Origin of the sequence: Vasconcelosia minhoensis LEGE 07310 (genome assembly GCF_015207255.1) — a bacterium.
GTDB lineage: Bacteria > Cyanobacteriota > Cyanobacteriia > Phormidesmidales > Phormidesmidaceae > Vasconcelosia > Vasconcelosia minhoensis.
In genome coordinates this window covers 1-25,539 of sequence record NZ_JADEXG010000038.1, presented here as the reverse complement: position 1 = coordinate 25,539, position 25,539 = coordinate 1, and the positions used below count along the sequence as shown (strand labels likewise).

Sequence of the window (25,539 nt, the reverse complement as noted above, 5' to 3'; positions counted from 1 at the left end):
TGGCAGTTGGGCCACTACCGGCGGTAAAAATACCCAACGATGAGACGGGTTATGCAGAGTCGCGACTTCTAAGCAAAATTCCTGCGTGTCAAATTGACCTGCAGCCGCAAATAAAAATGTTAAAAAAGTTTAATAAAAACGGGAAAGGGTTCGGGATAAAATTTTGCACAGTTCGGTGTCGTAAAGCACTGCTACGACTGGCCAGCGACTCCTCGTAGAAAAAATCTTAGAGAAAACTGGGTCTCCGACGGCTTACTCAGTATTCTACACAGGTATTTTACATAGATAGATTAAAACTACTAATTAGGTATATCTACTTATCTGATCGAACTTTAGATTTGTCAAATTGGTTCAACGACTCAAGGGTTTGAACAGAGGGTTTGAACAGAGCCCTTGGCAAAGCTGACGCTAGCCAGCCTTCTGGGAAGCCGCTTTCGCTTTCTGCTTTTCTCGCTGTTTCTGGCGTTTGGCAGCCGCTTTTTCAGCTTTTTCGGCTTCTATCGCTTCTAGCCTAGCTTTCTCTTCTGCTTCTGCCGTCTTATCCAGGAAATAGTGATAGTCACCCCGATAAAGCTTGAGCTCGCCATCTCGCAGCTCTACGATTTTATTCGCTACCTGAGAAATAAAGTAGCGATCGTGGGAGACAATTAGCGCTGTCCCGTCATAGTGTTTCAGCGCTGCTTCCAACATTTCCTTGGCTGGAATATCCAGATGATTAGTTGGCTCGTCCAGAATCAGCAGGTTGGCGGGCTGAAGCAGCATTTTAGCCAGGGCTAGCCGCGCTTTCTCACCCCCGCTCAGCGCCGAAACCGGCTTATAGACCACCTCTCCGCTGAAGAGGAAGCGGCCCAGCAGGGTTCGGACTTCCTCATTCTTCCAGTCGGGGACCTCATCGTGAATCGTATCGATGACGGTCTTAGTCAGCTCTAGCGCTTCGGCCTGATTCTGCTCAAAATAGCTGGGGATCACGTTGTGAGAGCCGATTTCCACCCGGCCTTCGGAGGGCTGTTCCAGCCCCATCATCAGCCGCAGCAGGGTAGACTTCCCGGCTCCGTTGGGGCCAACGAAGGCAATCCGGTCGCCCCGCTCAATCAGCAGGTTTGCCCCCAAGAAAAGAATATTGTCGTCATAGGTATGGGTCATATCGGTGACCTGAACCACCTCGCGCCCGCTGCGGGGGGCTGGCGGAAAGCGAAACTGGAGCGATCTCAGATTCGCCACCGGCGCCTCTACTCGCTCTATTTTCTCTAGCTGCTTCTCCCGACTCTTCGCCTGGGTACTGCGGGTAGCGCTGGCCCGGAAGCGATCGACAAAGATCTGCTGTTTAGCGATTTCCTTCTGCTGACGCTCGTAGGTGCTGAGTTGAGCCGCCTGGTTTTCGGCCTTCTGGGCCAGATAGGCGCTGTAGTTGCCCAAATAGGTTGTGGAAACGCCCCGCTCGGTTTCGACAATTTGGGTGCAGAGCCGGTCGAGAAATTCGCGGTCGTGGGAGACGATCACCATCGGCGTGGTTAGCCCTTTGAGGTAGGTCTCCAACCACTCAATTGTTTCCAGGTCGAGATGGTTAGTTGGCTCGTCGAGCAGCAGCAGGTCAGGCGACTGGAGCAGTACTTTACCCAGCCCCATGCGCATTTGCCAGCCGCCGCTAAAGGCGCTGACCAGGCGATCCCCATCTTCAGGGTCGAAGCCCATCTCGGGTAGAATCTTTTCAATCTTGGCTTCTAGCCCATAGCCATCGAGCGCCTCAAACTGGCGCTGCTTGCGGTCGAGCTGGTGGATCAGCTGCTCTAGCTGGTCAGGGTCGGCTTCCTCCATCTGCTGGGGAATTTCGGTGAGCGATCTCTGAATCTCGTTCGCTTCGGCAAATACCGTCCAGAACTCTTCCCGCACCGTGCGGCTGGGATCAACCTCAAATTCCTGGCTGAGAAAAGCAATATGCAACCCGTTGGGGCGCACCACCTGACCGGAGGTGGGCTCGACTTCTCCCGAGATGATTTTTAGCTGGGTCGATTTGCCCGCGCCGTTGACGCCAACTAGGCCAATCCGATCGCCAGCTTTGACCTCCCAGGTCACATCTCTGAGGACTTCGCCAGTCGGATAGATTTTGCTGATATTCTCTAGGCGTAGCATGGGTCAGCTCCAGACTCTCGACTTGAGGACTATGGTCTTCGCAGCACCAACCTCCGCGTCGGTATCCTGCAAGAATGACAGGATACCGACGCAGATGACTTATGGAATGATTACGAAGAAGTCAACTTTTCTCAGCCAACTGTAACAAAATTCGGGAGGGACAGTCAGGGGGGCAAAAATCAGCCGCTACGACGCCAGCACCCCATTACTCCCTCACCCCATTACTCTCCACTCCTCCCATCAAGTAAAGCAACGCCATCCGCACCGCCACGCCATTCGTCACCTGCCTGGACACCAGACTCAGCTCGGGATCATCCATCAGGTCTGAGCTCAGCTCTACGCCGCGATTGGTCGGGCCGGGATGCAATATCTTTACTGTGGGCCGACAACGGCTGATGCGATCGCGAGTCAGGCCAAAACTCCGTTGATACTCCCGCAGACTGGGCAGCAAATGCTCAGACATGCGCTCTCGCTGGAGCCGTAGCGCCATCACAAAGTCGGCATCCTGGAGCGCAGGCGCAAGCTGCCAGTGCAGATAAATCTGACGCTTTAAAAAGCCTTGAGGCATTTCCAATGGCGTCTGAAACGCGGCCAAAAACGCTTTCGGCAACAGGGTTGGCGGGGCTGCCAGGTGAACCTCAGCGCCACAGGCGGTGAGACTCCAAAGATTAGAGCGAGCGACCCGCGAATGCAGGATATCGCCGACGATCGCAATTTTTTTACCCTGCAAATCGTAAATCGTAGGGGTTTGCTGATTCAGCGCAGTGCATAGGGTAAACAGGTCGAGCAGTGCCTGGGACGGATGCTCATGCTGTCCATCGCCAGCGTTGAGCACGCCAACCCCCACTCCGAGCCGGTCCATTTCCCGAGCAATAGTACTGGGAACCCCCGCCTGGGCGTGGCGAATCACCATCAGGTTAGTACCCATCGCCAGATAGGTTTTCGCCGTATCTAAAATCGTTTCTCCTTTGCTGAGTGAAGAGCTGCCCGGCGAGAAGTTCAAAATATCGGCAGAAAGCCGCTTGGCAGCGAGCTCAAAGCTGCTACGAGTGCGGGTAGAGGGCTCAAAAAATAAGTTTGTCACCACCTGCCCCTGAAGCGCTGGCACTTTTTTCGTTCGTCGGGAAAGCACCTCTCGAAAACTGAGGGCTGTTTCCAGAATGGTTTCGTATTCGACCGGCCTAAAATCGGCCAGCGAAACGATATGATGACGATCCCAGGCAGCATTAGTCATGGCTGAGGGTTATCCTGATTGCTTTGCAAATTGGCACAGTAAAACTTTGGGAAAGGTGCCTGTTCTATAGCATAAGATTTGTAGTGTGATCCCCGTGCTGTACTCAGTATTTCATTCGATGAAACGGTTGCCAAAAACTATCTTTGGACTGGCTCTCGGGCTGATGCTGGTCACCAGCTGCGCGACTTCCCCGCCGGTAGCAGAGCCTGAGCCGAAGCCTGCCGAGACCGAGCAGGCTGAAGTCCCGGCAGACTCAAAAGCGCCCGCCGCCGAAGCTGACAAACCGACGGCAGCCGAACCCGATGCGGCGGTCGAGCCGGAATCTAGTGAAGAGATGACCACTGTCTCCATCTATGTGATGGACGATATGTGTAACGAACTGGTCTCAGAGACGGTTCAGGTTGAGCGCGACCAGGCTCTCAGCCAGGCCGTTGGCAAGGTCCTAGCCGAGCAAGACTACAATGCCTTCAAGATTTCTGGCTACCGGGTCAATATCGACCCCGGCAGTGGCATTGCCGTCGTTGATCTGCGCCTAGCTCCAGAGTCCCAGCGTAAGTTTGTCTCCCTGTCGAGCTGTGAACAGCGATCGCTGTTTGGCAGCCTAGAAGAAACCCTGCTGCAAAACCCCGACTGGCAGGTCAATTCGGTTAAGTTTACCGAGCGCGGCGAGGAGATTGTCCTTTAGCGGCTGGACTGGATCCCTCGTGAGACTGCCCGGCTGCCCTTGAGAAACCATCGCCAGGGTAGCTCTTGGGCTTGAGAAAGACCAATCCGAGTTGTCTGTACCAGTTCTGGCGGGTCTCCGCGCCGGTGCTCCAGCCAGAGACCGGTAGCGGGCTCTAGCGGCAGTCCGTCATAAGCTCGGTCAAGTTGTAAGGCGCGGCAGAGTTTGCCTGGCCCAGCTGCAATTCGCTTGGGCTGGCTAGCCTGCTTAGGTGGCAGGTCAGGCGGGATAGACTCCAGCTGAGCCGATCGGATTAGGACAGCGCTGCCCTGACCAACGGCGTCGGTAACCACGTTGAGGCAGTGGTACATGCCATAGATAAAGTAGACATAGCTCACGCCCGCCGGGCCAAACATCGCCGCGTTGCGCCGGGTCTGCCCTCGGTAGGCATGGCAGGCCGGGTCGCCAGGCATGTAAGCTTCAGTCTCGACGATCTGGCCGCGCACGATGATTCCCGAGGCAAACTGGCGGACTAGGGTGCAGCCGATTAGATCTGGGGCGACTGCGGTAGCGGCGCGATCGCACCAGTCAGCAGTAATGATGGCGGCCATAGTTCAGTCAAATAGGGCATCTCGTTGCAATTAGAAGTGAACTTGGTAGGATTTAGACAGGCTGTCTTAATTTGTTGGGAACTGGATTGCGCATGGATATTAAATCTATTTTGATCGTTTTGACCGGCCTGTTTACGGTCGCCTGCCTATTTTTTGGCACCCGCAACGGCTTTTACAACTCCGATGACTACCACGGCAACGGCTCGGCCCATTAGGTTTCGCCGGGTTATTGACCGACTGTGACTGAGCTATCCTGTTTTCCCTATGCGGTAGGGCATAGCGACGAAGGGGTCTGTCTCGGCATTCAGATCGGTCCCTACTATGGTCTGCTCGACTGTGGTTTGGCTGATATTGCGCTGCTGCGCCAGGCTCGTCGGGCCGACTTTGCCTTTTGCAGCCATGCCCACACAGACCATGCCCAGGGGCTGCGATCGCTCTCCGAAGCGTTTCCGGGACTGCCGGTCTATGGCAGCGAAGTTACCGCCCGGCTGCTGCCGCTCAACTGGCCCAACCATCCCACTTCCCGCTTTTGCCGCGGCCTGCCTTGGCGTACGCCAATTGAGCTGGCCCAGGGGCTGACTGCCCAAATCTGGCCAGCGGGTCATTTGCCGGGAGCGGCCTGTCTGCTGCTGACCTACACCACGCCGCAGCGGACCTACAGCATTTTCTATACGGGTGACTGTTTTCTCTCTAACGGGCGACTGGTAGAAGGGCTGCCACTCACTGAGCTGCGCGGTCTCAGACCAGACGTGCTGATCGTCGATGGCACCTATGGGACTGCCCGCCATCCCCACCGTCGCCAGCAGGAAAATCAGCTCGCCGAGCGAGTCAATAAATCCCTAGACAGCGGCACCTGCGTCGTCTTTCCGGCCCCGGTGCTGGGGCTGGGGCAGGAGCTGCTGATGCTGACCCGCAGCCATCATCACTTCACCGGTCAGCCGATTGACATCTGGGTGGATGCCACCATCGCGGGCGGCTGTGACGCCTATCTAGAGCTACTGCCCTACTTTCCCAGCGCGGTCCAAAACTTTGCTCAGCACCAGGCTTTATTTTGGGACGAGCGGGTTCTGCCGCTGGCTCGCAGGCTGCCGACGGAGGCTCCGCTGACGGTCGAACAGCCTGCTATTTTCATTACTCACCCCACCACTCACCCAGCCCACTACTGTCACAGCTACGACGGCGAATGGACGGTCTTTTTGCCCTACGACTCAGACCTGTCCCTCTGGCAGGCCCAGCCCGTCGATGAGCGCATCGAGCTGGTAGGCTACGACTGGCTCGACGCGCTGAAAACGACGACGGCGTCGGGCACGGTGCAGGTGGAAAGCTACACCATGACCAATCACTGCGACGGGGTCGGCACCACCCAGCTGATTCACAATCTGCGCCCGCAGCATGTGATTTTCACCCATGGCGCTGCCGACAAACTCGCCGAGCTGGCTAGCCTGGAAGAGTTACAGAGTCGCTATCAGCTACACCTATCGACAGCCCATCAGCCAATTGAGCTGCCCCTGGCCGAGTCGTTCTGGCAGCCCGAGCCACTGCGCGAGACGGCTTACGAGGGCGAAGTTGAGGCGGCTGCCCACGAGCTGATGATGCGGCTGCCGCCCCATTTAGCCAAAGATCCGCGCTGGGTGCAGCTCAGCGATACCGGCATTATTGAGGCCCGCTGGCAGGGCGACCAGCTGGTAATTCGGGGGCTCAATCAGCAAGAGCTGCTCCAGTCTTCGGCCCGGCAGGCAACCAGCGTAGCCCATACCTGCTACTACTGCCGACACCTGCGCGGACAGCGTTGCCGTAACTCGGCTTCGCCGCTGTTTGGCCTCAAGGTGACGCCGGAGGGGTCTTGCCCAGTGTTCGAAAGGGCGCGGCAGGGACCCGAGTTTGAGCTTTCTTGACAACCCTATAGCAAGACAATCCCATCGCAAAGCTATTCGCCACCGTGGGGCGGGTCAGGAAGCTTCTCGAACAGGGGGCAGTCTTCGGTCAGGAAAATTTCACCGGGGCCTTTGGGTACCGTCGCCAGCTGTCGGCGGATCGAGCCAATGCTCTCAATTCGGATAATCTCTTCCCAGGAGGAGGTTTCGTCCTCATCTTCCTCTTCGCAGCGCAGGGTGACGAGGTCTCCTTCAACTTCTAGAATGGTCGCTGGTCCAATCCAGCGCTGCTGGTCTCGCAAGAAAATATACACGTCTCGGCGATCGCACGAAAGCTGATAAATCTTGCGATGTAGCATCCGAAATCCTCCTTGCCAGCCGGATAGGTCCTGAAACGAAAACCGCGTCCAATTTTGTATTTTCAGTCTAGCAAGGGTTGCGGGTCGGGGCAGGCACTGATGGTTTTAGCGGGCAAAACTTTGTGTAAGCCTGCAGAATAGGTAATAAGTGCATGAAGAAGAGGGCATTATGCTGCTGCATTTAAGTACCTGGCCAGAGGTAGAGGACTATTTAACGCGATCGCAGGCCATCATCTTTCCAATCGGGTCCACCGAGCAGCATGGCCCTACCGGCCTGATCGGCACCGACGCCATCTGCGCTGAGATCGTGGCCAAAGGCGTCGGTACAGCGACCCAGGCTCTGGTCGGTCCGACCATTAATGTCGGCATGGCGCTCCATCACACCGCTTTTCCGGGCAGCGTTAGCCTCCGCCCCAGTACGCTGATTGCGCTGCTGCAAGACTATGTCAAACCCCTGGCTCGGGCAGGTTTCACGCGCTTCTATTTGATCAACGGCCACGGCGGCAACGTGGCCACGGTAAAGGCGGCCTTTTCAGAAATCTACGCGGCTCTGGCCGACAGCCAGGTGCCCAACGCTGACCGGGTGCGCTGTCGGCTCGCCAACTGGTATCAGTGCAGCACTGTGTATCAGCTGGCGAAGGACCTCTACGGCGCCCAGGAAGGCTCCCACGCCACCCCCAGCGAGGTGGCGCTGACTCAGTACGCCTACCCCGAGGCGATCAGGCAGGCAACCTTAGATCCCCAGGTCGCCCCGGCGGGTCATCCAATCTACGGAGCCACTGACTTTCGCCGCGCTTACCCAGACGGGCGGATGGGTTCCAACCCCGATCTGGCGACGCCCGAGCAAGGCCAGCAGTTCTATGAGCGAGCAGTTAAAGAGTTGAGCAGCGACTATCTGAAGTTCATCGGTGATGAGTGAGCCAATCCGCGCAAACCCTAATGCAGGCCAACCCTCAGACCGGGCTGAACTTTCGTTCACCGGCGGACGTCTTCAGGCAGGCCGCGATGGTCGCCGCTACTGAACGACTCAGAGCCGCATAGTCATAGCCGCCTTCCAGCCCAAACAGCACGTTTGAGGTGATTCCCAGGCAGGTGCGGCTAAAAATTTCATAGTGCTCTGGCTGAAGCGAAATGCTCGCCAGCGGGTCGGCCTGGGTCGCGTCATAGCCCGCGCTGACGATCAGCAGGTTGGGGCCGAAGTCGCGCAGAAAGGGAACTGCTCGCTCCGTCAGCAGCGGCTGATAGTCGGCCCAGGTGCTACCCGGGGGCAGGGGCAGATTCAACACATTTTGGTGCATCCCAGTCTCGCTGGCGGCTCCGGTGCCGGGATAGGCCGGGGACTGGTGAAATGAGCAGTAGGCAATCTGAGGGCTGTCCTCAGTCAGGGCCTGGGTGCCGTTGCCGTGGTGCACGTCCCAATCGAGGACGGCCACCCGCTCAATGCCGGACTGGTCCAGCGCGTAATGGGCCGCGATCGCAGCGTTTGACAGCAGGCAAAACCCCATGCCGCGATCGCGTTCAGCATGGTGACCCGGCGGGCGGGCCAGGACAAAGGCCGGGCGATGGCGTTGACGCACCCAGTCAACGCCGTCTAGCCAGGCGCTGACGGCTAGCAGCGCGGCTTCGTAGCTCTGGGCCGACACTACCGTATCAGCATCCAGATTGCCACCGCCCCGCTCAGCAAAAGCGTCTAGGGCGCTGACGTACTGCGGATTGTGAACCTGATAGACCCAGGGCAGCGGGTCGCGCTGCCGGGGCGGGGTCGGCGCTATCCACTGGAGCTGTTCGGCCCAGGGCACCGACCTGAGGACGTCTACCGTCGCCGTCAGCCGACCGGCGTTCTCGGGATGGCCTAGGCCAGTGTCGTGTTCTAGAAACAGCGGTGAGTAGAAAATGGGAAAACGGCTATCTAATCTAGTCATGCCAGTCTATATCCAGGAGCAGCAGTAAACCTGCTTCCAGGTTAGCGGCGGCCTGGGGTAAAGGGAAAAATGTGGTAGAATATTATACGTGCTTTGAGTAGAATTACAACCCTTTTGGGGCTAAACCGGGTCGATTTTGGCATTTCTTTGAGTTTAGCCGCTATTTCCTCACCATTCTGGAGTTTTTTGACGTATGAGCAGTCCTCAAGAGCGGATTGTCCCCACGGATTTGCGCAACGAGATGTCTCGGTCGTACCTCGAATACGCCATGAGCGTGATCGTGGGCCGAGCCCTGCCAGACGCCAAAGATGGCCTGAAGCCGGTGCACCGCCGCATTCTGTACGCTATGCACGAGCTGGGGCTGACGGCCGATCGGCCCTTTCGGAAATGCGCCCGCGTCGTTGGTGAAGTCCTCGGTAAGTACCATCCCCACGGCGATACCGCCGTCTACGATGCGCTAGTGCGGATGGCCCAGGATTTTTCCATGAGATCGCCGCTAATCAACGGCCATGGCAACTTTGGCTCGATCGACAACGACCCACCAGCGGCGATGCGATATACCGAGTCGCGGCTTCAGTCCCTGACCAGCGTAGCCCTGCTGGCAGATATAGAGTCCGAGACGGTTGACTTTGCTGACAACTTCGACGGCTCTCAGCAGGAGCCGGTGGTGCTGCCGGCCCGCATTCCTCAGCTACTGCTGAACGGCTCTTCAGGAATTGCCGTCGGGATGGCGACGAACATTCCGCCCCACAACCTGGGCGAGCTGATCGATGGTGTCGTGGCGCTGATCGAGAATCCAGAGATTACGCTGGACGAGCTGATGACCCATATCCCGGGGCCAGACTTTCCGACCGGTGCACAGATTATTGGCAGCAGCGGTATCCGGGATGCCTACACCACCGGTCGCGGCTCGGTGACCATGCGCGGCGTCGCCAATATCGAGACGCTGGAGCAGCGGGGACGGCCCGACCGTGAAGCAATCATCATCACCGAGCTGCCCTACCAGACCAACAAGGCCGCCCTGATTGAAAAGATTGCTGACCTGGTGAATGACCGGCGGCTAGACGGAATTTCTGACATCCGCGATGAGAGCGATCGCGACGGTATGCGAATCGTGATTGAGCTCAAGCGAGACGCCTATCCCCGCGTTGTGCTCAACAATTTATTCAAACAGACGCCGCTGCAAAATAACTTTGGCGTAAATATGCTGGCCTTAGTCAACGGCGAGCCGCAGCTGCTGGGACTACGTCAGTTCCTGGAGGTGTTTCTAGAATTCCGGGTGGAGACGATTACCCGACGCACCCAGTACGAGCTGCGCAAGGCCCAGGAACGCGACCACATTTTGCAGGGCTACCTGATCGCGCTGGAGAACCTCGATGCGGTGATTGCGCTAATTCGCCACGCTGCCGACGCGGCGTCGGCCAAACAGGAACTGGTCGAGTCCTACGGTCTGTCCGAGGCGCAGGCCGACGCTATTTTGCAAATGCAGCTGCGGCGGCTGACCGCCCTGGAGTCGGAAAAAATCCAGCAGGAGCACGAGGCCCTACAGGAAAAAATTGCCGATCTGCAAGATATTTTGGCGCGGCGGGAGCGGATTCTAGAGATCATCCAAACCGAGCTGGCCCAGATTCGCGCTGCCCATGCCGACGAGCGCCGCACTACCATCGAGCCAGGCGAAGAAGGGCTGACCGACATCTCCCTGATCGCCAATGAGCAGGTGGCCATTCTGCTGACCGAGCAGGGCTACATCAAGCGGATGCTGGTCGATACCTTTGAAGCTCAAAACCGGGCAACTCGAGGAAAATCTGGCACCCGCATGAAGGAAGACGACGGCATCGAGCATTTCATCACCTGCTGTAGCCATGACCATGTGCTGTTCTTTACCGAGCGGGGCGTCGCCTATTCGCTGCGGGCCTATGAGATTCCTGAGAGTTCGCGGGTGGCGCGGGGTCATCCCATTGTACAGATGCTGCCGATCCCCCGGGACGAAAAGATTACCTCGGTCATTGGCGTCAGCGAGTTCACCGAAGACGACTATCTGGTGATGCTGACCAAGGGCGGTTTTGTCAAAAAAACGGCGCTGTCTGCCTTTAGCAATATCCGCGCCAACGGTCTGATTGCGATTTCTTTGGAGGAAAACGATCAGCTCCGCTGGGTGCGCCTAGCCCGGGTGGAGGACAGCATCCTGATCGGCTCGCGACGCGGTATGACGATTCACTTCCAGGCCAGCGACGCCCAGCTCAGACCGCTGGGCCGACCAACCAAGGGCGTCCGAGGCATGTCGCTGCGGGACGGCGACGAGCTGATCAGCATGGATATTTTGCCCGCCCAGGTAGTAGCGGAGGCGATGGAAGAGCCCGACAGCAGCGATGGCGAAGATGATATCAGTATGAGAGACCTGCATCAGGGACCCTGGGTGCTGATGATCGCAGCGGGTGGTTTAGGCAAGCGCGTCCCCGTCTCCAATTTCCGGCTGCAAAATCGAGCTGGCCTGGGGCTAGTCGCGATGAAGTTCCGCAAGCCCGACGACGAGCTGATTGCGCTGCGGATCGTCGGGCTCGATGACGAGCTCATGCTAGTGACCAATCGCGGCATTATTATCCGTCAGGCGGTGAATGCGATCTCGATTCAGTCGCGGATGGCGACCGGGGTGCAGCTGCAGCGGCTAGATGATGACGACGCGATCGCGGCCGTTGCCCTCGTCCCTCGCATGGAGGCAATAGACGATGACCTGGTAATTCCACCCAAGTCTGAAGTAGCCATCGAGGCGGCTGTTGAAACCGCGCTCGATGAAGCCGGGCTTGAGCCTGAGGCGAGTATTGGACTAGAGCCTGAGGCGAGTGTTGAGTCAGAGCCTGAGGCAAGCACTGGGTCAGAGCCCGAGACGAGAGAAAATAACCCCTCCAGCTAGACAATCCTGCCTTCATCCACAACCGCTAGCCGCGGGCGCAATCTTTAGATTACGCCCGCGGTTTTTTTGAGCGCCTGCAACGCCTGTAACTATACCCAGAGAAGGAAATTTTTAGTTATACGGAGGATTACAGAGCTTTTGTAACAAAGTCTGCTAATAATGAACCAAGTCTATTAATAATGAAAATGTCATTGGAAAAGCTGGATCTAGTTGGCCATTTTTATATGGGCCATCAGTTGCTTAGCTTTCGCGATGGTGATATCTTCCCTACAACTTCAAACACACGTGCATATGACTCAGCTCACTGAATCTGCAGCGGCTGGGTTCGGCTGGCCGCCATCAGGATTGACTCCGATGCTGGCGCAAACCGACTCAACCCGCATCGGACCCATAGACCAGTTTGCCAGTAATTTCTTTGGTCAGATTGGAGAGATACTCCCTAACTTACTCTGGGGAATTGTCCTTCTGGTCATTGGTATTGTTATTGCCTATATTGCCGCACTCGTCGTTAAAAATGTACTCAAGCGTACCCAGCTCGACGATCGGCTAGCGGCCTGGGTGACCGGGCGCTCGCCTGAAGAAGTGCCAGCGGCCAGCTGGTTTAGCAGTATTGTCTTCTGGCTAATTGTCCTATTGGCCATCGTTGCGTTCTTAGATGCCCTAGAGCTTAGGGTGGTTTCCGAATCGCTGAATGGCCTGCTCGCGACCGTTTTTGAATATATCCCCAATATCGTTGGAGCAGCGCTGCTGCTAGCGCTGGCCTGGGCGATCGCAACCGTGGTCAAACTCGCCGTTACTCGCGGCCTGGCTCGGTTCAATCTAGACGATCGACTGGCTGAGCAAACCGGCACCGATGCCCAAGGCCAGCCGCCGGTGCAGGTACATGAAACCCTGGGCAATGCGCTCTACTGGTTTATTTTTCTACTCTTTCTGCCGCTGGTGCTGAGCGCTTTAGAGCTGCCTGGGCTGCTGGCCCCGATTGAGAGCCTGATCGATCAGTTCCTCGATGCGATCCCGCAGATCCTGACAGCGGCCATTGTTCTGCTAATTGGCTGGCTGGTCGCCAAGATAGTGCGCGGCATTGTTACCAACCTGCTGGCCTCAGCGGGGGTAGACCGGCTCGGCACCCAGATGGGGCTGACCCGTACCGGCACTGGCGAGGGCGTTTCGCTATCAAGCCTGGCGGGTACGATCGTCTATGTGCTGATCTTGATTCCAGTTGCGATCGCGGCCCTAAACGAGCTGGACATCCGAGCCATCTCGGATCCGGCCGTCGAGATGCTCGACCGCATCCTGGTCTTTATTCCTCTGCTAATTACGGCGGGCGTCGTACTAGTGGTGTTTTATTTCATCGGCCGATTTATTGCCGACCTGGTCACCAGCCTGCTGCAAAGTGCGGGCTTTGACCGAGTGTTTGACATTTTAGGGCTGCCCGAGCTATCTTCTCCCTCCCGTTCGACCCCGCCGACTGGCACGCCCACGACGCTGGGTTCACCACCGCCACCGCCATCCGGCTTTGAGGGCCAGCCTTCAACAGTGATTCAGCCTCCCGAGCCAACAGCGACGAGTAAGTCACCGTCTGAAGTTGTCGGACTGGTTGTCCTAGTCGGTATCGTCCTGTTTGGAGCAGTCACCGCGACGGAAATTCTCCAGCTTGAGGGGCTGCGGACGATTGTCGAAGCGATTCTATCGATTTCTGCCCAGGTGATCGTCGGCGTCGTCATTTTTGCGATCGGCCTCTACGCGGCCAATCTGGTTTATCGCCTGATCAGCAGCAGCGGCACCGGCTCGTCGAATACGCTGGCCCAAGCCGCTCGAATTGCGATTATCGCCTTTGTCGGCGCGATGGCGCTACAGCAGATGGGCGTGGCGACGAGCATTGTCAACCTGGCCTTTGGCTTGCTGCTGGGGGCGGTAGCAGTTGCCATTGCGATCTCCTTTGGCCTGGGCGGACGCGAGGTTGCCAACAATCAGCTGAAGGAATGGGTAAACCACCTCAAACGCTAGTGCTATAAGCCAAAAAAGCTGCCAATATTCCCCAAGGCCGTAGAGTAAATCGCTACTTTACGGCCTATTTGTTGAGCCACAGCGGGCAAAAATCAGTAAGGTATAATCAGGGCTCTCCCTCACAATCGGCATTAGCTTGAATGAACAGCCACGACCTGGCCAAATATATTGAAACAACCGGCGGCATGGGTAAGCCATGGCTCCTCGTGCAGCTGAGATTGAAAAAACTGCAAGAGCGCCGCCCAGAGCTCAGCTCTGGTGAATATGTGCAGCAGCTCGCTGATATTCATCAGGATCTGATGAAGCTGGGTGAATGGTGGGTGGGTCAAGAAGAAGACGTTTTTGAGTGACGCCATGACAGCAGCGCCTGCGACAGAAAAGACTGATGCTCCAATTCAGCTCGATGACCCAGAGTGGTACCTGAGCCGCGAGCTGAGCTGGCTGGAATTTAACCGCCGCGTCCTACATGAGGCGATGGATGACCGCACGCCTCTACTGGAAAGGCTTAAGTTTTTGTCGATCTTTAGTTCCAACCTCGATGAGTATTTCATGGTGCGGGTTGCGGCGACCAAACAGCAGATTGAAGCCAACGTCAGCAAGCGTACGCCCGATGGCCGCACCCCGTCCGAGCAGCTCCTCGCTATTAGCGAGCGGCTGCGACCGATGTTTACGCAAATGCATCGCTATTTCAATGATGAACTGCTGCCGCAGATGCAGTCGAACGGCATTTTTTTGCTGAAATATGACGAGTTGACGAATCGACAAACGGCGTACCTCAAGGAGTACTTTGAAGAGCAGGTCTTCCCAGTCATCACCCCGTTAGCCGTGGATCCGGGGCATCCCTTTCCCTACATTTCCAACCTCAGCCTCAACCTGGCCGTTGTCATCCGAGCCAAAGACGATTCCGAAACTCGCTTTGCCCGAATTAAGGTGCCGAAGGTGCTGCCGCGCTTTGTGGGCCTGCCCGAATCGCTCTATCCCCGACGCAAGGGGGTGACCTGCCTTTGGGCCGGGGTCCCAATGGAGCAAGTGATTGCCCATAATTTAGAAGCGCTTTTTACCGGCATGGTCGTCGAAGACTACTACGCCTTTCGGATTACCCGTAACGCCGATCTTTCAGTTGAAGAAGATGAGGCAGACGACCTGATGCTGGCGATTGAACAGGAGCTGCGCAAGCGGCGGCTAGGCGGATCAGTTGTGCGGATGGAAGTTGAGTCTGGCGCTTCAGCAGACGTTCACGCGACGCTGATGCATGAGCTCAAACTCGTCGATAAAGATGTCTATGAGGTCGAAGGACTGTTGGGTCTGGTCGATCTAATGGATTTGTTCAGCCTGCCGCTACCTGAGCTCAAAGATGTCAAGTGGTCTCCTGTCGTTCCTAGAGCCTGGCAGTCGGCAAATCAGCGCGATAGCGACGGCGAAGATATTTTTTCTCTAATTCGGCGACACGACCGATTTGTGCATCATCCCTATGAGTCGTTTTCAGGAACGGTCCAGCAGTTTATTACCCAAGCCTCCCAGGATGATGACGTACTGGCAATCAAAATGACGCTGTACCGCACCTCCGGCGATTCGCCCATTGTCAACGCGCTGGTTTCGGCGGCGGAAAATGGCAAGCAGGTCGTTGTGTTAGTCGAACTGAAAGCGCGGTTTGACGAAGAAAATAATATTAACTGGGCTCGAACCCTGGAGCGCTCCGGCGTACATGTGGTCTATGGGCTGGTGGGGCTCAAGACCCATACGAAGGTGGCGCTGGTCGTCCGCCGAGAGGGTGAACTGATTCGCCGCTATGTTCACATTGGCACCGGTAACTATAACCCTAAGACGGCTCGCCTCTATACCGATTTAGGCATCTTGAGCTGTCGGGAAAGTTTGGGAACCGACCTAACTGATTTATTCAATTCGCTGACCGGCTACTCTCGCCAGCAGACCTATGAGGAGCTTTTGATTGCACCAGTCAGTCTGCGCGATCGCATGACTGAATTTATTCAGCGAGAAGCTGAGCATGCTAAAAACGGTAAAAAGGGTCGGATTGTCGCCAAGATGAACGCCCTTGTTGACCCTGCTATGATTCAAACGCTGTACGAAGCGTCTCAGGCTGGGGTAGAAATCGATTTAATCGTTCGCGGTATCTGCTGCCTCCGACCCGGGCTCAAGGGGATCAGCGATAATATTCGAGTTGTGAGCATCATTGGCCGGTTTCTAGAACATTCGCGCGTGTTCTACTTTTACAACGGCGGCGATGAGAACTATTGGATCGGCAGCGCCGATTGGATGCCCCGAAATTTAGATCGTCGGGTAGAGGCGGTCATGCCAGTACAAGACGAAGGCATTCGTCAGGAGCTATCTGACTTTCTCCAGATCTGTCTTAATGACAATCGTCAGGCTTGGGATATGAAGGCCGATGGGACCTACGTTCAGCGCCAGCCTCAAGAGGGCGAAGCCGAACGCAGTACCCACGAAATTCTGATGAAAAAAGCGCTCAAATCAGCCGAGAGTAAGCTCTAATCAGCAGCAGATAGGTCATTCGCTACTCAAACTTTTCGAGCTGCTCCAGCTTGAGCCAAATATTAGGGGTAGGGACATAGCCAAACTTGACCAGGGCATAGTCATCGCGAATTTCTAGAATTTCACCTTGGGTCTCAAAAATATAGGGCGGTAGACGGCTGTCACTAGCCGTGGCTTCTACACTACTCTCGAACTTTTCCCGGACCACGCGGACAGGGTCACTTTTCTTCACAGCCATAGGGGTTCAGCACTTGCAGAGAATATCTAGCATTGTAGCGGTCAAGGGGGGACAGATGCATTTAGCGCTGGCATCGAGGGCAGTAATGGGCCGAACGCCCGGCCAGCTTTAGCCGTTGAATTGAAGTACCGCAGACCCGGCAGGGTAAACCGGCCCGGTCGTAGACCCAAGCTACGCCGCCATAGTTGCCGTTTACGCCATGCACATCGCGAAAATCACTAAAGGTGGTGCCGCCTGAATCAATACTGGTGGTCAACACCTGACGGATCGCCTGATGCAACCGAGTCGCTCGCTGGCGACCAATGCGAGCAGATATCGTCTGAGGTCGCATACCGCTGAGAAAGAGCGCTTCATCAGCATAGATGTTACCAATTCCTGCAACTAGTCCCTGATCAAGCAGCGAATTTTTGATCGGTCGCTGCCGCCCTTTTAGGGACTGAGCTAGGTAAAGCGCTGAAAATGCAGGCTCGAAAGGTTCTGGCCCCAGCCGCTGCAGCCCGGTCATGATCGTTTCGGGCTGCCGTTCGGGTGGCACCCACCATAGACGACCAAAGGTACGCTGATCGACGTACCGCAGCTCTTGCTCAGCGTCGAAAAACAGCCGTACACGACAGTGGGACTGAAGCGGTTCGGACTGCTTTACCCAAAGCAGCTGCCCTGTCATTCTAAGATGGACACCGAGCCAGCCTGCTGAAGCTAGCTGCGCATCCCGAAGCTGAGCCAGCAGGTATTTACCCCGCCGCTGCCACTGGATAATGCTCGTATCCTTAAGACCTGCCAAAAAATCAGTAGCAGAAAGGGGGTAGGCAATCGTCCGCTCTAGACGAACTTCTCCCCCCCTAACTGGCTGGTTTAGCGTTACTCGATTGAGACCCCGACAAACGGTTTCTACTTCGGGTAGCTCTGGCACCGTCTCTATCTATCTATATAGATGATTTGGCTCTATTTAGATGATTTGGAAGACTTTTTCTTAGGTGCTTCGACTTCAACGAGCTCAGACTCAGCGAAGTTATTGGTGTTAATTCCTGAGTAGTTGACTTTCTCAAAGCGAACTACGACCGGGTAGATGATACCGCTCTGGTCAACGGTCGCTACCGAGCCCACATCCCGATACCAGTAAGACTCCTTACGCAGAATTCGAACTTTAGAACCGCGCTGAACCATGAATACTGTCCTCTCAAAAACTATCAGTAGTGATCGTCTTGTTCACCAGCGTACTACTCTGAGGCGCAGAACAGGCAATCTTGCAGTTTAAGTTTTGTTGCCTACTGCGTTTCAGAACAGAGCTACTGATCGTTCAGCACGGGCAGCGTTGCCAGGCTGGGGACAACCGGTAGCTGAGCTGCTGGACCTTCAACAGATTGGTTGCCGGTTGCAACTGCAGCTTCCGAAATGCCCATCGCTACCTCTACCCCGTTTTCCTCAAGTACGATTTTGGGCTCGGCTGATTGAGTATCGATCCGCTTGACTAGGACTCGATTATTGGCAATGCGATCGCCCTGGCGCACATATCGCTCGGGCTCATTGGGGACGCGCACAATCGCGTAGGCCGTGCCGTCAATGCGGACTACACCCGACACCGATACTGTACGCGCCGTAGTTGGCTGCGGAGCCGGTGGCTTCGCAGCAAGTGTGGCGGCCGGCTGGGGTGCAGCGGCGGTGCGACTAGGAGAGGGTCTAGACTGGCCACTACCGGCAGAGGAGCCGCCTGAACTAGCGCTGCTGCCCCCTGGAAGACTACCTGGGATAGAGGGACGGCTTGCTGTCCCACCGTCTTCAGGCAGCGGGATAATGGGCACAGGAGGCGTAATCGCTAGGCTAGCAAACGGGTCGGGACGGCTCCGCTGCACCTGACGAGCCCGCTCGTCGGGGTCGGTTGAGCGAATCAAATCGGGAGCAGCGGCGGTGAGAGCGGTCTGGGGTGTCTCCGCTGCCGGGTCAGTGAATACAGCATCTGAAGCGGGTGTCTCCATCTCGGCCTGAGCAGGCGCTTCAGTCGGCAAAGGTGCCACTACGGTAGTCTCTCCAGAGCTACTAAAAAAGCTACAGCCGGTGAGCGAAAACGCTCCAACCGCTAATAATAAACCCCATTGCAGACGCTGCATAGCCCTGTCCCTCCGACGATGATGTATATTGAAAAAACTGAAGTCGTTGCGCTGATCCGACTGAATCTGATTAGAGAGTAGACCAATCTCCTCAGAGAATAACGCATTTGTCCGTAATCTAGAAAGTTAAATCAAACTTAAGCGTAACCATTAATTATCTTTATAGGACTGTCGAGCCTGCTCCGATGCCTCTGCCGATAGCATCAGCTTTTGGAGATGAGTCAGGCCGCTTTTCACTCGCCGAGAGACGGTTACAGCACTGATGCCCAGGCGTTCTGCCGTTTCTTTCTGGGTCAGGTCATAGAGAAAGACAAACTCCAGCACTTCGCGGGTGCGGCGCTCCAGTTGAGACATGGCCTGCTGAAGCCGAATGCAGTCTTCCTGAGCCAGCTGAAAGCTGCGGTAGCGGGCATCGGGTAGCATGTCGCCCAGAGATGCAGCACCGTTGTCCGTATCTTGCAGCGGTGCATCTAAGCTGAGCAGGGAGCGATTGCGGCTAGCCAGCCTCACTTCCTGCCATTCTTCAACCGAGATCTCTAACACGTCGGCGACTTCCTGATCGCTGGGGCGGCGGTTGAGCGAGGTCTGGAGCTGCTGAATGGCTTTTGCCGACTGGCTCTGTAACGCCTGCCAGCGGCGAGGAATACGCACGGCAGCGCCTTTGTCTCGCAGGTAATGCTGAATTTCACCGCGAATGTAAGGAACTGCAAAGGAGCTGAAAGCATAGCCCTTTTGCAAATCAAATCGCTCAATCGCCCGGATCAGTCCCAGGCTGCCAACCTGAACCAAATCGTCGAAGCTCTCTTGGGAATGATAGAGCCAGTGGTGAGCCTCCTGCCGGACCAGGCCGATATTCATCTGAACTAACCGATTGCGCAGCTGCGGCGATCGCGTTTTTTGATACTGGTTTAAAAGCTCAAAGGTTTGACCTTTGAGGCTCTGAGTCGGTTGAGTCAACAGCATAGACTAAGGAAATCCCGTAGAAGGAGCTAAACAAGCTTCGGTAGGCGGCACACCCTGCATTCCCTTCCAGTCGCTGTTTTGCCAAAACATAGCGGAATGCCTTGACCCCTGAGTTCGCGAAGCAGTCGGGATAGCGGCAAGCCAAACCCTCCAAACTGCGATGCCCTAAAGCGCCAAATTCACAGATTCAGCCTAGTCCAAAGGATTTTGCGCTAACATTCGAGTTTTCACGGATTTGTCGGCGGGCTGCCGTCAGGGAAATTGCCGAGTCAGACCTTTTTGCCACCGCTTCAGCCCACAAAAAAGGGGAGCCATGGGCTCCCCTAGAATCTGAAATATGACTTGCTTAATCAGGTTTGAAAATGAGCTGGTCCCGGCGCGTTAGACCGCTTCAGCATCCTCAATCCGACCGTAGAAAATACCTTGAATCCGCACATCGTCTGCCTCGGCGGCACCCATGTCGGTATCCGACGGCTGGTCAGAGAAAAAGGTGCCGCCTACCTCGCCCGTATTGGGGTCAACTTTGGAAATTTGCAACGAGATGTGGCCCTGACCGATATCAAACGCTTTCACATTCTCACGCTGGAGCTCTTCGCTGTCTGCCCGGGCCGGCAGCGCTACCGCGTTGTCATAGCCAGAGGAAAGCCCGCGCCCTTTGGGGTCTAAAAAGTTTGAGGTACGGTAGGACGGAACCCGAAAATCGCCCTCAAAGTCAGTTGAAGTCGTGATTGCGTTCAGCCCTGACTGGGACTTTGCCGTCAGATTTTTGATGGTAAACAGAAAAGGAATCTGCTCACCGCCAGGAAGCTGTACCGTGATGGCCTGAAAGTCCATCCCTAGTTTTTCTGTAAAGACTAGGCTGCCGTCGGACTGCGCTTCGATATCACCGCTGACCTGCTGTAAAGAGGTCGTATAGCGAGTCAGGGGCTTACCAGAGATAAATTCAGCTTCTCGACGACGGCTGGCTGGCTCTTGCTTTACAAAAAAGCTAGTCGGCTCTAAGCATAGATCAACCAGCTTCACCTTTTGCCCGGCCTCAAGCGGGATAGAGCCACGGCGAGTTTCAGACACCTGCGGACAGCTATTGGCCAACCCCGTATTTCGAATTTCGTCGTAGGTTAGCGGCACATCACTGGTGGCGACGGGCGCTTCGCTACAGGCTGTTAAAACACTAAGACAGATTGCTAAAAACGCAGCGATTAGGGTGCGATACCTCATGATTACCTCAAATTAAAATGTGAGTCGAGTCGGAATAGTATCAATGGCTGATGGCAGCGGCTGATGGCAGTACCGAAACTGCCTGAGTTTGCAGAGTGCTGACCATACCTTTATGACTGTATTTTACACGCCCTTGTGCGCTTTGAAGTCTAGAATCGCTTGCCGAAGCGCAGCGAAATCGCTTAGGCTCAGACAGTTCAGCAGAAAAACATTTGATTCTTGACTTAATTTTGATTCTTGACTTAATCATGCCTGCCTTCAACGCTTGCTATAGCAAGTTTTAAATAATGAGTCCTTTAGTTCTCGGTTAAGATGAGCGATCGCGGCCTATCGACGGGATCTGACCTACCGGAAGACCTACAGCATCTCTCTCAGTTGATTCAGGCGGCGGCGCATCAGCGCGACGGCGACTGCCCAGCCCTGCTCGACCTGCTGAGAACGCTAGAGAGCCTGCACAGCGAAATTCGCGATACCCTATTTCGCGACGCGCTACCCAACAATCGGCAGCGGCTATACAGCCTGCTGCGCGATATCGAGCTGCAGGGGGGCTGGCCCTATATTCAGCGAATGAAGCTCAGCGCGTTTCTGGTCAACTTGGATGCCAATGCTAAAAGTGAAGATTAAATTGCGAATGTTTGCGGGTTAGCCCTGGGCTAGGCCGTAAGGTTAATAGCGACTGACGTCACAGCAGCCCCAGCGACCCGGCTCTTTTCTCGACCTGAGCCAACGATTTTAGCCCCGCGCAGTCGTTTTTCAAGTAGCCCCTTAGCTCTGCATAGCCCCGTACATTTGTCCACCAGTAAGTGTGAAATTTAACCTATGAGGTTATTTAAGCAATGGCGACGGTCTTTACAGGCAACCGCTTTGGCCGTTCTAACGACGACTTTTCTAGTCCAGGGCTGGGCCACCTCGCCAGCGCAGGCTGAAGTCAACCGCTACTGCCAACTTTCTACCGCCGATGCTGAAGCGAAGGCGACGCTGCTGCAAGCGGCCCAGCAGGGCGATGCCCAGGCCCAGCAGGACTACGCAGCCATCGTCGAGCGCCACTCAGCCGGACTCCAGTCCTGTCGGCAGTCTCGCTGGCCCAGAAATCAGGCGGTATGGCTGCGGCTTTACCCCTGCGACCTCCAGCCCGGCAAGCTCGATGCCTTGATGGATCGGATCGTCAATTTGGGATACAACGTCGTTTATATCGAGGCTTTTTATAACGGTCAGGTTCTACTCCCAGCTAACGAAAACCGGACGGCCTGGCCCAGCGTGGTGCAAATCGAGGGGTATCGCGATCGCGACCTGCTGGCTGAAGCGATCCAGAAAGCCCACGAGCGTGACCTCAAAGCCTACGCCTGGCTGTTTACGCTTAACTTTGGCTATACCTACGGGCAGCGGGCTGACCGCCAGCAGGTGCTAGCCCGCAATGGCCGCGGCTTGAGCTCAGCGGACTATGCTGGAAATGGGTTCAGCAGCAGCACTGACGAAGTCTTTGTCGATCCCTACAGCACCCAGGCCCAGGAAGACTACATGCGGATGCTGCAGGCGGTGCTCCAGCGCCAGCCCGACGGTGCTCTGTTCGACTATGTGCGCTACCCGCGCGGCACCGGGGCCGGTTCAGTCGTCAGCAACGTCAACGATCTGTGGATTTATGGCAGCGCAGCCCAACAGGCGCTGCTGCGGAGAGCGACGAACAATAAGGGTCGCGAGCTGATTGAGCGCTTTTTGCGTCGGGGCTATGTGACTGAAGGCGACATCAGCCAGGCCGATCAGCTCTATGCCGGGGAGCGTGAGCCGCTGTGGCAGAGCCGTAACCCCGCCCAGACTACCGGCCCTCTACCTGCTGCCTCAGTCCGTCGCCCCCGACTTCAGGACGAGCTCTGGCGGCTCAGCGTAGCCCACGCGATTCAAGGCGTTGTTGATTTTCTTCAGATGGGAGCACGAGCAGCCCGACAGCAAAACATTCCCGCCGGGGCCGTCTTTTTCCCAGAAGGCAACCGGGCGATTGGCGCTCTGGGCTACGATTCCCGCCTTCAGCACTGGAACCGTTTTCCTAGTTGGATTGAGCGCTACCCCATGTCCTACGCGACCTGTGGCAACACGGGCTGCATTGTCGAACAGGTGCAGACAGTCTTGCAGCAAACCGACCGTCCCCAGAACGTGAAGCCTGTCCTGGCCGGCGTTTGGGGTCGCCCAGTGAACAACCGACCCTCGCTAGAAGACCAGATGAATGTGCTGGAGCGAGCGGTGCCCGAAGTCGATACCGTCAGCCACTTTGCCTTTTCCTGGGTGGACCCAGAGTTTGAGCGGACCCGTCAGTTTTGCCGATTTTAGCGGCGAACAATGGCGTCTTTGAACGCAATTAGGGCTTCAAATCGCTCAGCCGCAACGGCGATATCGGCTGACTGGGGCTGCGGCATCATACTGAAGCCAAATAAGAGTTGTAAGCTAATGGTCAGAGCAGCCGCTTGTAACAATCGCGCAACCATGGTGTACCTCCCCACCCCAAGCTATCCGCCCAGGTTAGTCAGTCCTTAAGGGATTAAAAACTGACGGTGTTCTCTAATTACAACTGGCACATTACCGGGCAATGGGCGGCCTTTCGTCCGGGGAAGTACGGACTGTGAACCCAATTTGTTTACCCGCTTGCTGATTTCCCCGCTGTGTTTGAGGAGCCCTGCCCGTGAAAATTGCTTTTATCATCGACCCAGTTGAGCGTTTGGACGCGGGCCATGATACCAGCGTTGCTCTAATGGAATCGGCCCAGGCCCTAGGCCACGAAGTTTGGATTACCCAGGCCGAGCAGATGGGCGTATTGCAGGGCCGCGCCTATAGCTGGCTGCGGCCCGTGCAGCTGAAGCCGGTCGTGCTAGGGGATCAGCGCTGGATTGCAGAGCCAGACTGGTATAGCGTCGGCAAGTTGGTCTGGCGGCCGCTGGAGGAGATGGACGCCGTTCTGATGCGCACGGACCCACCGGTGACCATCCCTTACCTCTACGCCACCTATATTCTGGACTACATTGATCCCGCCAAAACCCAAGTCATTAATTCACCGGCTGGGCTGCGGGCAGCGAATGAAAAAATGTATGCCCTCCAGTTTACTGAGGCGATTCCAGAGACAATTGTTAGCCAAGACAAGTGGGTAATCCGAACGGCCGTCGAGCGCTGGGGAGCGGCGGTGCTGAAGCCGCTGGGTGGCAAAGCGGGAGAGGGAATTCTCTTTTTGGAAGAGGGCGATCGCAACTTCAACTCAATCATCGAAGTGAGCACTCGCAAAGGGCAGGAGCCGGTAATGGTGCAAACCTATCTGCCCGCAGCCAAAGACGGCGACAAGCGAATTATCTTACTCAACGGTGACCCCATTGGGGCGCTGAACCGGATTCCAACCGGCAAAGAATTTCGGGGTAATATGGCCGTAGGGGGTCGAGTAGACAAGGCCGAGATCACCCCCCGAGATCTGGAAATTTGTAGCCAGCTTACCTCTACCCTGCGGCGAGATGGCTTAATCTTTGTAGGAATTGATATTATTGGCGGCTACCTGACCGAGGTCAACGTCACCAGTCCCACGGGCATCCGCGAAATTGACCGCCTCAACCAGGTGAAGCTAGGCCATCAGGTGATCGACTGGCTTGTCCAGGCTGCCCCCTCAAAATCCTGACTCACCTAATCTTTCGTCCAAAGCTGGTCTCCACTCAATCCAAACGATGAATAAAATCTCTAGATATAGCCGACGTCGCTTTGTCCAATATGGCTCCTTAGTTTTAGGCAGCAGCATTTTAGCCGCCTGCGCCGGTGGGTCAGAAACCGCTACCGAGGCGACCGAAAGTCCTACCGCCAGCTCCAGTCCCGAAACGGCAGGGGAGCTCACCCCGGTCACCTTTGGCACCAACTGGTTTGCTCAGGCCGAGCACGGCGGGTTCTACCAGGCGGTCGCTACCGGCATCTACGAAGAGCACGGCCTCGATGTCACCATTCAAATGGGCGGACCTCAGGTTAACGGTACTCAGCTGCTGATGGGCGAAGCCGTTGACTTCTTTATGGGCTACAGCGCCGATGCCATCAACGCGATCCAAGAAAGCATTCCCAAAGTCACCGTTGCTGCTATCTTCCAGAAAGACCCGCAGGTGCTCATTGCCCATCCTAACCAGGGAATTCAGGATCTGGCCGATCTGAAGGGTCATCCCATCTTCATTTCCAAAGCGGCAAACGTCACCTATTGGCCCTTCCTCGAGGCCAAGTATGGGTTCACGGAAGACATGAAACGCAACTATAACTTCAACCCAGGGCCATTTTTACAGGACAAAGACTCAGCCCAGCAAGGTTACCTCAGCTCTGAGCCCCTGGCCATTCGTAAGGAGGGTGGCTTTGAGCCGGTTGTTTTCCTGCTGGCAGACAATGGCTACAATCCCTACTCCACGACGATTGAGGCCCGCAGGGAAATGGTTGAGGAAAACCCTGACCTGGTGCAGCGGTTTGTCGATGCTTCAATCAAAGGCTGGTACAGCTACTTTGAGAATCCAGCCCCGGCCAATGAGCTGATCAAGGAAGATAACCCTGAGATGACCGACGAGCAGCTTGCCTATGGTATCGAGAAAATTCAGGAATACGGCCTAGCGATATCGGATGAAGCCGAAACCGACGGCATCGGAGCGATGACCGATGAGCGCTGGCAGTCGTTTTTTGAAACCATGGCCGACGCAGGCGTATTTGAGGAAGATGTGGACTATACGCAGGCTTATACGTTGGATTTTGTGAATAAGGGCGAGGAGTATTATCGGGAGTAGGGGGGAGTGGGGGAGTGAGGGAG

24 protein-coding genes are annotated in these 25,539 nt (G+C 55.9%); 12 read left to right on the top strand and 12 right to left on the bottom strand.

Annotation, left to right across the window (positions count from 1 at the left end):
- Positions 1-408: 408 nt before the first annotated feature.
- Positions 409-2,130: an ABC transporter ATP-binding protein gene (locus IQ241_RS15590; RefSeq protein ID WP_193908818.1), complete on the bottom strand. Its 1,722-nt coding sequence runs from the start codon at positions 2,128-2,130 to the stop codon at positions 409-411.
- Positions 2,131-2,335: 205 nt separating this feature from the next.
- A complete protein-coding gene (locus IQ241_RS15585) occupies positions 2,336-3,364 on the bottom strand; it encodes an aspartate carbamoyltransferase catalytic subunit (protein ID WP_193908817.1) in 1,029 nt (342 codons plus the stop codon).
- Between the two features lie 118 nt (positions 3,365-3,482).
- Between IQ241_RS15585 and IQ241_RS15580 the strand changes: the two genes are divergently transcribed.
- Positions 3,483-4,049 (top strand): sporulation/spore germination protein, encoded by a 567-nt coding sequence (locus IQ241_RS15580; protein WP_193908816.1) that lies wholly within the window; start codon positions 3,483-3,485, stop codon positions 4,047-4,049.
- On the opposite strand, the gene IQ241_RS15575 is transcribed toward IQ241_RS15580, so the two are convergent.
- Complete coding sequence (locus IQ241_RS15575; protein ID WP_193908815.1) at positions 4,046-4,639, bottom strand: DNA-3-methyladenine glycosylase; 594 nt, start codon at positions 4,637-4,639, stop codon at positions 4,046-4,048. The two genes, IQ241_RS15580 and IQ241_RS15575, sit on opposite strands and share 4 nt — an antisense overlap.
- Positions 4,640-4,731: 92 nt before the next feature.
- Between IQ241_RS15575 and IQ241_RS26000 the strand changes: the two genes are divergently transcribed.
- Positions 4,732-4,854 carry a hypothetical protein gene (locus IQ241_RS26000; RefSeq protein ID WP_265579901.1) on the top strand — a complete coding sequence of 41 codons (123 nt, stop codon included), beginning with the start codon at positions 4,732-4,734 and terminating at the stop codon, positions 4,852-4,854.
- Between the two features lie 24 nt (positions 4,855-4,878).
- A complete protein-coding gene (locus tag IQ241_RS15570; protein ID WP_193908814.1) occupies positions 4,879-6,534 on the top strand; it encodes an MBL fold metallo-hydrolase in 1,656 nt (551 codons plus the stop codon).
- Between the two features lie 32 nt (positions 6,535-6,566).
- On the opposite strand, the gene IQ241_RS15565 is transcribed toward IQ241_RS15570, so the two are convergent.
- Entirely contained in the window at positions 6,567-6,872 is a 306-nt protein-coding gene (locus IQ241_RS15565; RefSeq protein ID WP_193908813.1) for a DUF6679 family protein, read from the bottom strand.
- 169 nt (positions 6,873-7,041) lie between these two features.
- Here IQ241_RS15565 and IQ241_RS15560 point away from each other — a divergent pair, with 169 nt between their 5' ends.
- A complete protein-coding gene (locus tag IQ241_RS15560) occupies positions 7,042-7,791 on the top strand; it encodes a creatininase family protein (RefSeq protein WP_193908866.1) in 750 nt (249 codons plus the stop codon).
- Positions 7,792-7,825: 34 nt separating this feature from the next.
- Here IQ241_RS15560 and IQ241_RS15555 read toward each other — a convergent pair whose 3' ends face one another.
- Positions 7,826-8,794 (bottom strand): histone deacetylase family protein, encoded by a 969-nt coding sequence (locus IQ241_RS15555; protein WP_193908812.1) that lies wholly within the window; start codon positions 8,792-8,794, stop codon positions 7,826-7,828.
- Positions 8,795-8,987: 193 nt separating this feature from the next.
- Here IQ241_RS15555 and gyrA point away from each other — a divergent pair, with 193 nt between their 5' ends.
- From gyrA to ppk1, 4 genes are all read left to right on the top strand, one after another.
- On the top strand, positions 8,988-11,705 hold the full coding sequence (gyrA, locus tag IQ241_RS15550; RefSeq protein ID WP_193908811.1) for a DNA topoisomerase (ATP-hydrolyzing) subunit A: 2,718 nt from the start codon (positions 8,988-8,990) through the stop codon (positions 11,703-11,705).
- A gap of 354 nt (positions 11,706-12,059) precedes the next feature.
- Entirely contained in the window at positions 12,060-13,712 is a 1,653-nt protein-coding gene (locus IQ241_RS15545; RefSeq protein WP_193908809.1) for a mechanosensitive ion channel, read from the top strand.
- A 140-nt stretch (positions 13,713-13,852) separates the two neighbouring features.
- Entirely contained in the window at positions 13,853-14,062 is a 210-nt protein-coding gene (locus IQ241_RS15540) for a hypothetical protein (protein WP_193908807.1), read from the top strand.
- Between the two features lie 4 nt (positions 14,063-14,066).
- Complete coding sequence (gene ppk1 / locus IQ241_RS15535; protein WP_193908805.1) at positions 14,067-16,220, top strand: polyphosphate kinase 1; 2,154 nt, start codon at positions 14,067-14,069, stop codon at positions 16,218-16,220.
- 22 nt (positions 16,221-16,242) lie between these two features.
- Here the strand turns inward: ppk1 and ndhO are convergent, their stop codons facing one another.
- From ndhO to psbO, 6 genes are all read right to left on the bottom strand, one after another.
- Positions 16,243-16,458 carry an NAD(P)H-quinone oxidoreductase subunit O gene (ndhO, locus tag IQ241_RS15530; RefSeq protein WP_193908803.1) on the bottom strand — a complete coding sequence of 72 codons (216 nt, stop codon included), beginning with the start codon at positions 16,456-16,458 and terminating at the stop codon, positions 16,243-16,245.
- A gap of 61 nt (positions 16,459-16,519) precedes the next feature.
- On the bottom strand, positions 16,520-17,368 hold the full coding sequence (locus IQ241_RS15525) for a DNA-formamidopyrimidine glycosylase (protein ID WP_193908801.1): 849 nt from the start codon (positions 17,366-17,368) through the stop codon (positions 16,520-16,522).
- A 32-nt stretch (positions 17,369-17,400) separates the two neighbouring features.
- A complete protein-coding gene (locus tag IQ241_RS15520) occupies positions 17,401-17,622 on the bottom strand; it encodes a photosystem I reaction center subunit IV (RefSeq protein WP_193908799.1) in 222 nt (73 codons plus the stop codon).
- A gap of 122 nt (positions 17,623-17,744) precedes the next feature.
- The gene (locus IQ241_RS15515; RefSeq protein ID WP_193908797.1) at positions 17,745-18,563 is read right to left on the bottom strand and encodes a hypothetical protein; all 819 of its coding nucleotides are present in this window, start codon (positions 18,561-18,563) and stop codon (positions 17,745-17,747) included.
- 150 nt (positions 18,564-18,713) lie between these two features.
- Positions 18,714-19,526 (bottom strand): RNA polymerase sigma factor SigF, encoded by an 813-nt coding sequence (locus IQ241_RS15510; RefSeq protein ID WP_193908795.1) that lies wholly within the window; start codon positions 19,524-19,526, stop codon positions 18,714-18,716.
- Positions 19,527-19,907: 381 nt separating this feature from the next.
- Entirely contained in the window at positions 19,908-20,744 is an 837-nt protein-coding gene (psbO, locus tag IQ241_RS15505; RefSeq protein WP_193908793.1) for a photosystem II manganese-stabilizing polypeptide, read from the bottom strand.
- 312 nt (positions 20,745-21,056) lie between these two features.
- Between psbO and IQ241_RS15500 the strand changes: the two genes are divergently transcribed.
- Together IQ241_RS15500 and IQ241_RS15495 are read left to right on the top strand one after the other, a co-directional pair.
- Positions 21,057-21,368, top strand: coding sequence for a hypothetical protein (locus IQ241_RS15500; protein ID WP_193908791.1), 312 nt, complete (start codon positions 21,057-21,059; stop codon positions 21,366-21,368).
- A 195-nt stretch (positions 21,369-21,563) separates the two neighbouring features.
- Positions 21,564-23,066 (top strand): family 10 glycosylhydrolase, encoded by a 1,503-nt coding sequence (locus tag IQ241_RS15495; RefSeq protein WP_193908789.1) that lies wholly within the window; start codon positions 21,564-21,566, stop codon positions 23,064-23,066.
- Here the strand turns inward: IQ241_RS15495 and IQ241_RS15490 are convergent.
- Entirely contained in the window at positions 23,063-23,221 is a 159-nt protein-coding gene (locus IQ241_RS15490; RefSeq protein WP_193908787.1) for a hypothetical protein, read from the bottom strand. The two genes, IQ241_RS15495 and IQ241_RS15490, sit on opposite strands and share 4 nt — an antisense overlap.
- Positions 23,222-23,415: 194 nt before the next feature.
- Between IQ241_RS15490 and gshB the strand changes: the two genes are divergently transcribed.
- Both gshB and IQ241_RS15480 read left to right on the top strand, forming a co-directional pair.
- Entirely contained in the window at positions 23,416-24,390 is a 975-nt protein-coding gene (gene gshB / locus IQ241_RS15485; RefSeq protein ID WP_193908785.1) for a glutathione synthase, read from the top strand.
- A gap of 46 nt (positions 24,391-24,436) precedes the next feature.
- Complete coding sequence (locus IQ241_RS15480; RefSeq protein WP_193908783.1) at positions 24,437-25,516, top strand: ABC transporter substrate-binding protein; 1,080 nt, start codon at positions 24,437-24,439, stop codon at positions 25,514-25,516.
- Positions 25,517-25,539 lie beyond the last annotated feature (23 nt).

Excerpts from the sequence above, each read along its gene's own strand:
- IQ241_RS15560 (WP_193908866.1), top strand. The coding sequence starts at position 7,042 with ATGCTGCTGCATTTAAGTACCTGGCCAGAGGTAGAGGACTATTTAACG.
- IQ241_RS15510 (WP_193908795.1), bottom strand. The coding sequence starts at position 19,526 with ATGCTGTTGACTCAACCGACTCAGAGCCTCAAAGGTCAAACCTTTGAG.
- IQ241_RS15545 (WP_193908809.1), top strand. The coding sequence starts at position 12,060 with ATGCTGGCGCAAACCGACTCAACCCGCATCGGACCCATAGACCAGTTT.
- IQ241_RS15575 (WP_193908815.1), bottom strand. The coding sequence starts at position 4,639 with ATGGCCGCCATCATTACTGCTGACTGGTGCGATCGCGCCGCTACCGCA.
- IQ241_RS15580 (WP_193908816.1), top strand. The coding sequence starts at position 3,483 with ATGAAACGGTTGCCAAAAACTATCTTTGGACTGGCTCTCGGGCTGATG.
- psbO (WP_193908793.1), bottom strand. The coding sequence starts at position 20,744 with ATGAGGTATCGCACCCTAATCGCTGCGTTTTTAGCAATCTGTCTTAGT.
- IQ241_RS15520 (WP_193908799.1), bottom strand. The coding sequence starts at position 17,622 with ATGGTTCAGCGCGGTTCTAAAGTTCGAATTCTGCGTAAGGAGTCTTAC.
- IQ241_RS15490 (WP_193908787.1), bottom strand. The coding sequence starts at position 23,221 with ATGGTTGCGCGATTGTTACAAGCGGCTGCTCTGACCATTAGCTTACAA.
- gyrA (WP_193908811.1), top strand. The coding sequence starts at position 8,988 with ATGAGCAGTCCTCAAGAGCGGATTGTCCCCACGGATTTGCGCAACGAG.
- IQ241_RS15495 (WP_193908789.1), top strand. The coding sequence starts at position 21,564 with ATGAGGTTATTTAAGCAATGGCGACGGTCTTTACAGGCAACCGCTTTG.
- IQ241_RS15565 (WP_193908813.1), bottom strand. The coding sequence starts at position 6,872 with ATGCTACATCGCAAGATTTATCAGCTTTCGTGCGATCGCCGAGACGTG.
- IQ241_RS15555 (WP_193908812.1), bottom strand. The coding sequence starts at position 8,794 with ATGACTAGATTAGATAGCCGTTTTCCCATTTTCTACTCACCGCTGTTT.
- IQ241_RS15590 (WP_193908818.1), bottom strand. The coding sequence starts at position 2,130 with ATGCTACGCCTAGAGAATATCAGCAAAATCTATCCGACTGGCGAAGTC.
- ndhO (WP_193908803.1), bottom strand. The coding sequence starts at position 16,458 with ATGGCTGTGAAGAAAAGTGACCCTGTCCGCGTGGTCCGGGAAAAGTTC.
- IQ241_RS15540 (WP_193908807.1), top strand. The coding sequence starts at position 13,853 with ATGAACAGCCACGACCTGGCCAAATATATTGAAACAACCGGCGGCATG.
- IQ241_RS15515 (WP_193908797.1), bottom strand. The coding sequence starts at position 18,563 with ATGCAGCGTCTGCAATGGGGTTTATTATTAGCGGTTGGAGCGTTTTCG.
- IQ241_RS15585 (WP_193908817.1), bottom strand. The coding sequence starts at position 3,364 with ATGACTAATGCTGCCTGGGATCGTCATCATATCGTTTCGCTGGCCGAT.
- IQ241_RS15500 (WP_193908791.1), top strand. The coding sequence starts at position 21,057 with ATGAGCGATCGCGGCCTATCGACGGGATCTGACCTACCGGAAGACCTA.
- IQ241_RS26000 (WP_265579901.1), top strand. The coding sequence starts at position 4,732 with ATGGATATTAAATCTATTTTGATCGTTTTGACCGGCCTGTTTACGGTC.
- IQ241_RS15480 (WP_193908783.1), top strand. The coding sequence starts at position 24,437 with ATGAATAAAATCTCTAGATATAGCCGACGTCGCTTTGTCCAATATGGC.
- ppk1 (WP_193908805.1), top strand. The coding sequence starts at position 14,067 with ATGACAGCAGCGCCTGCGACAGAAAAGACTGATGCTCCAATTCAGCTC.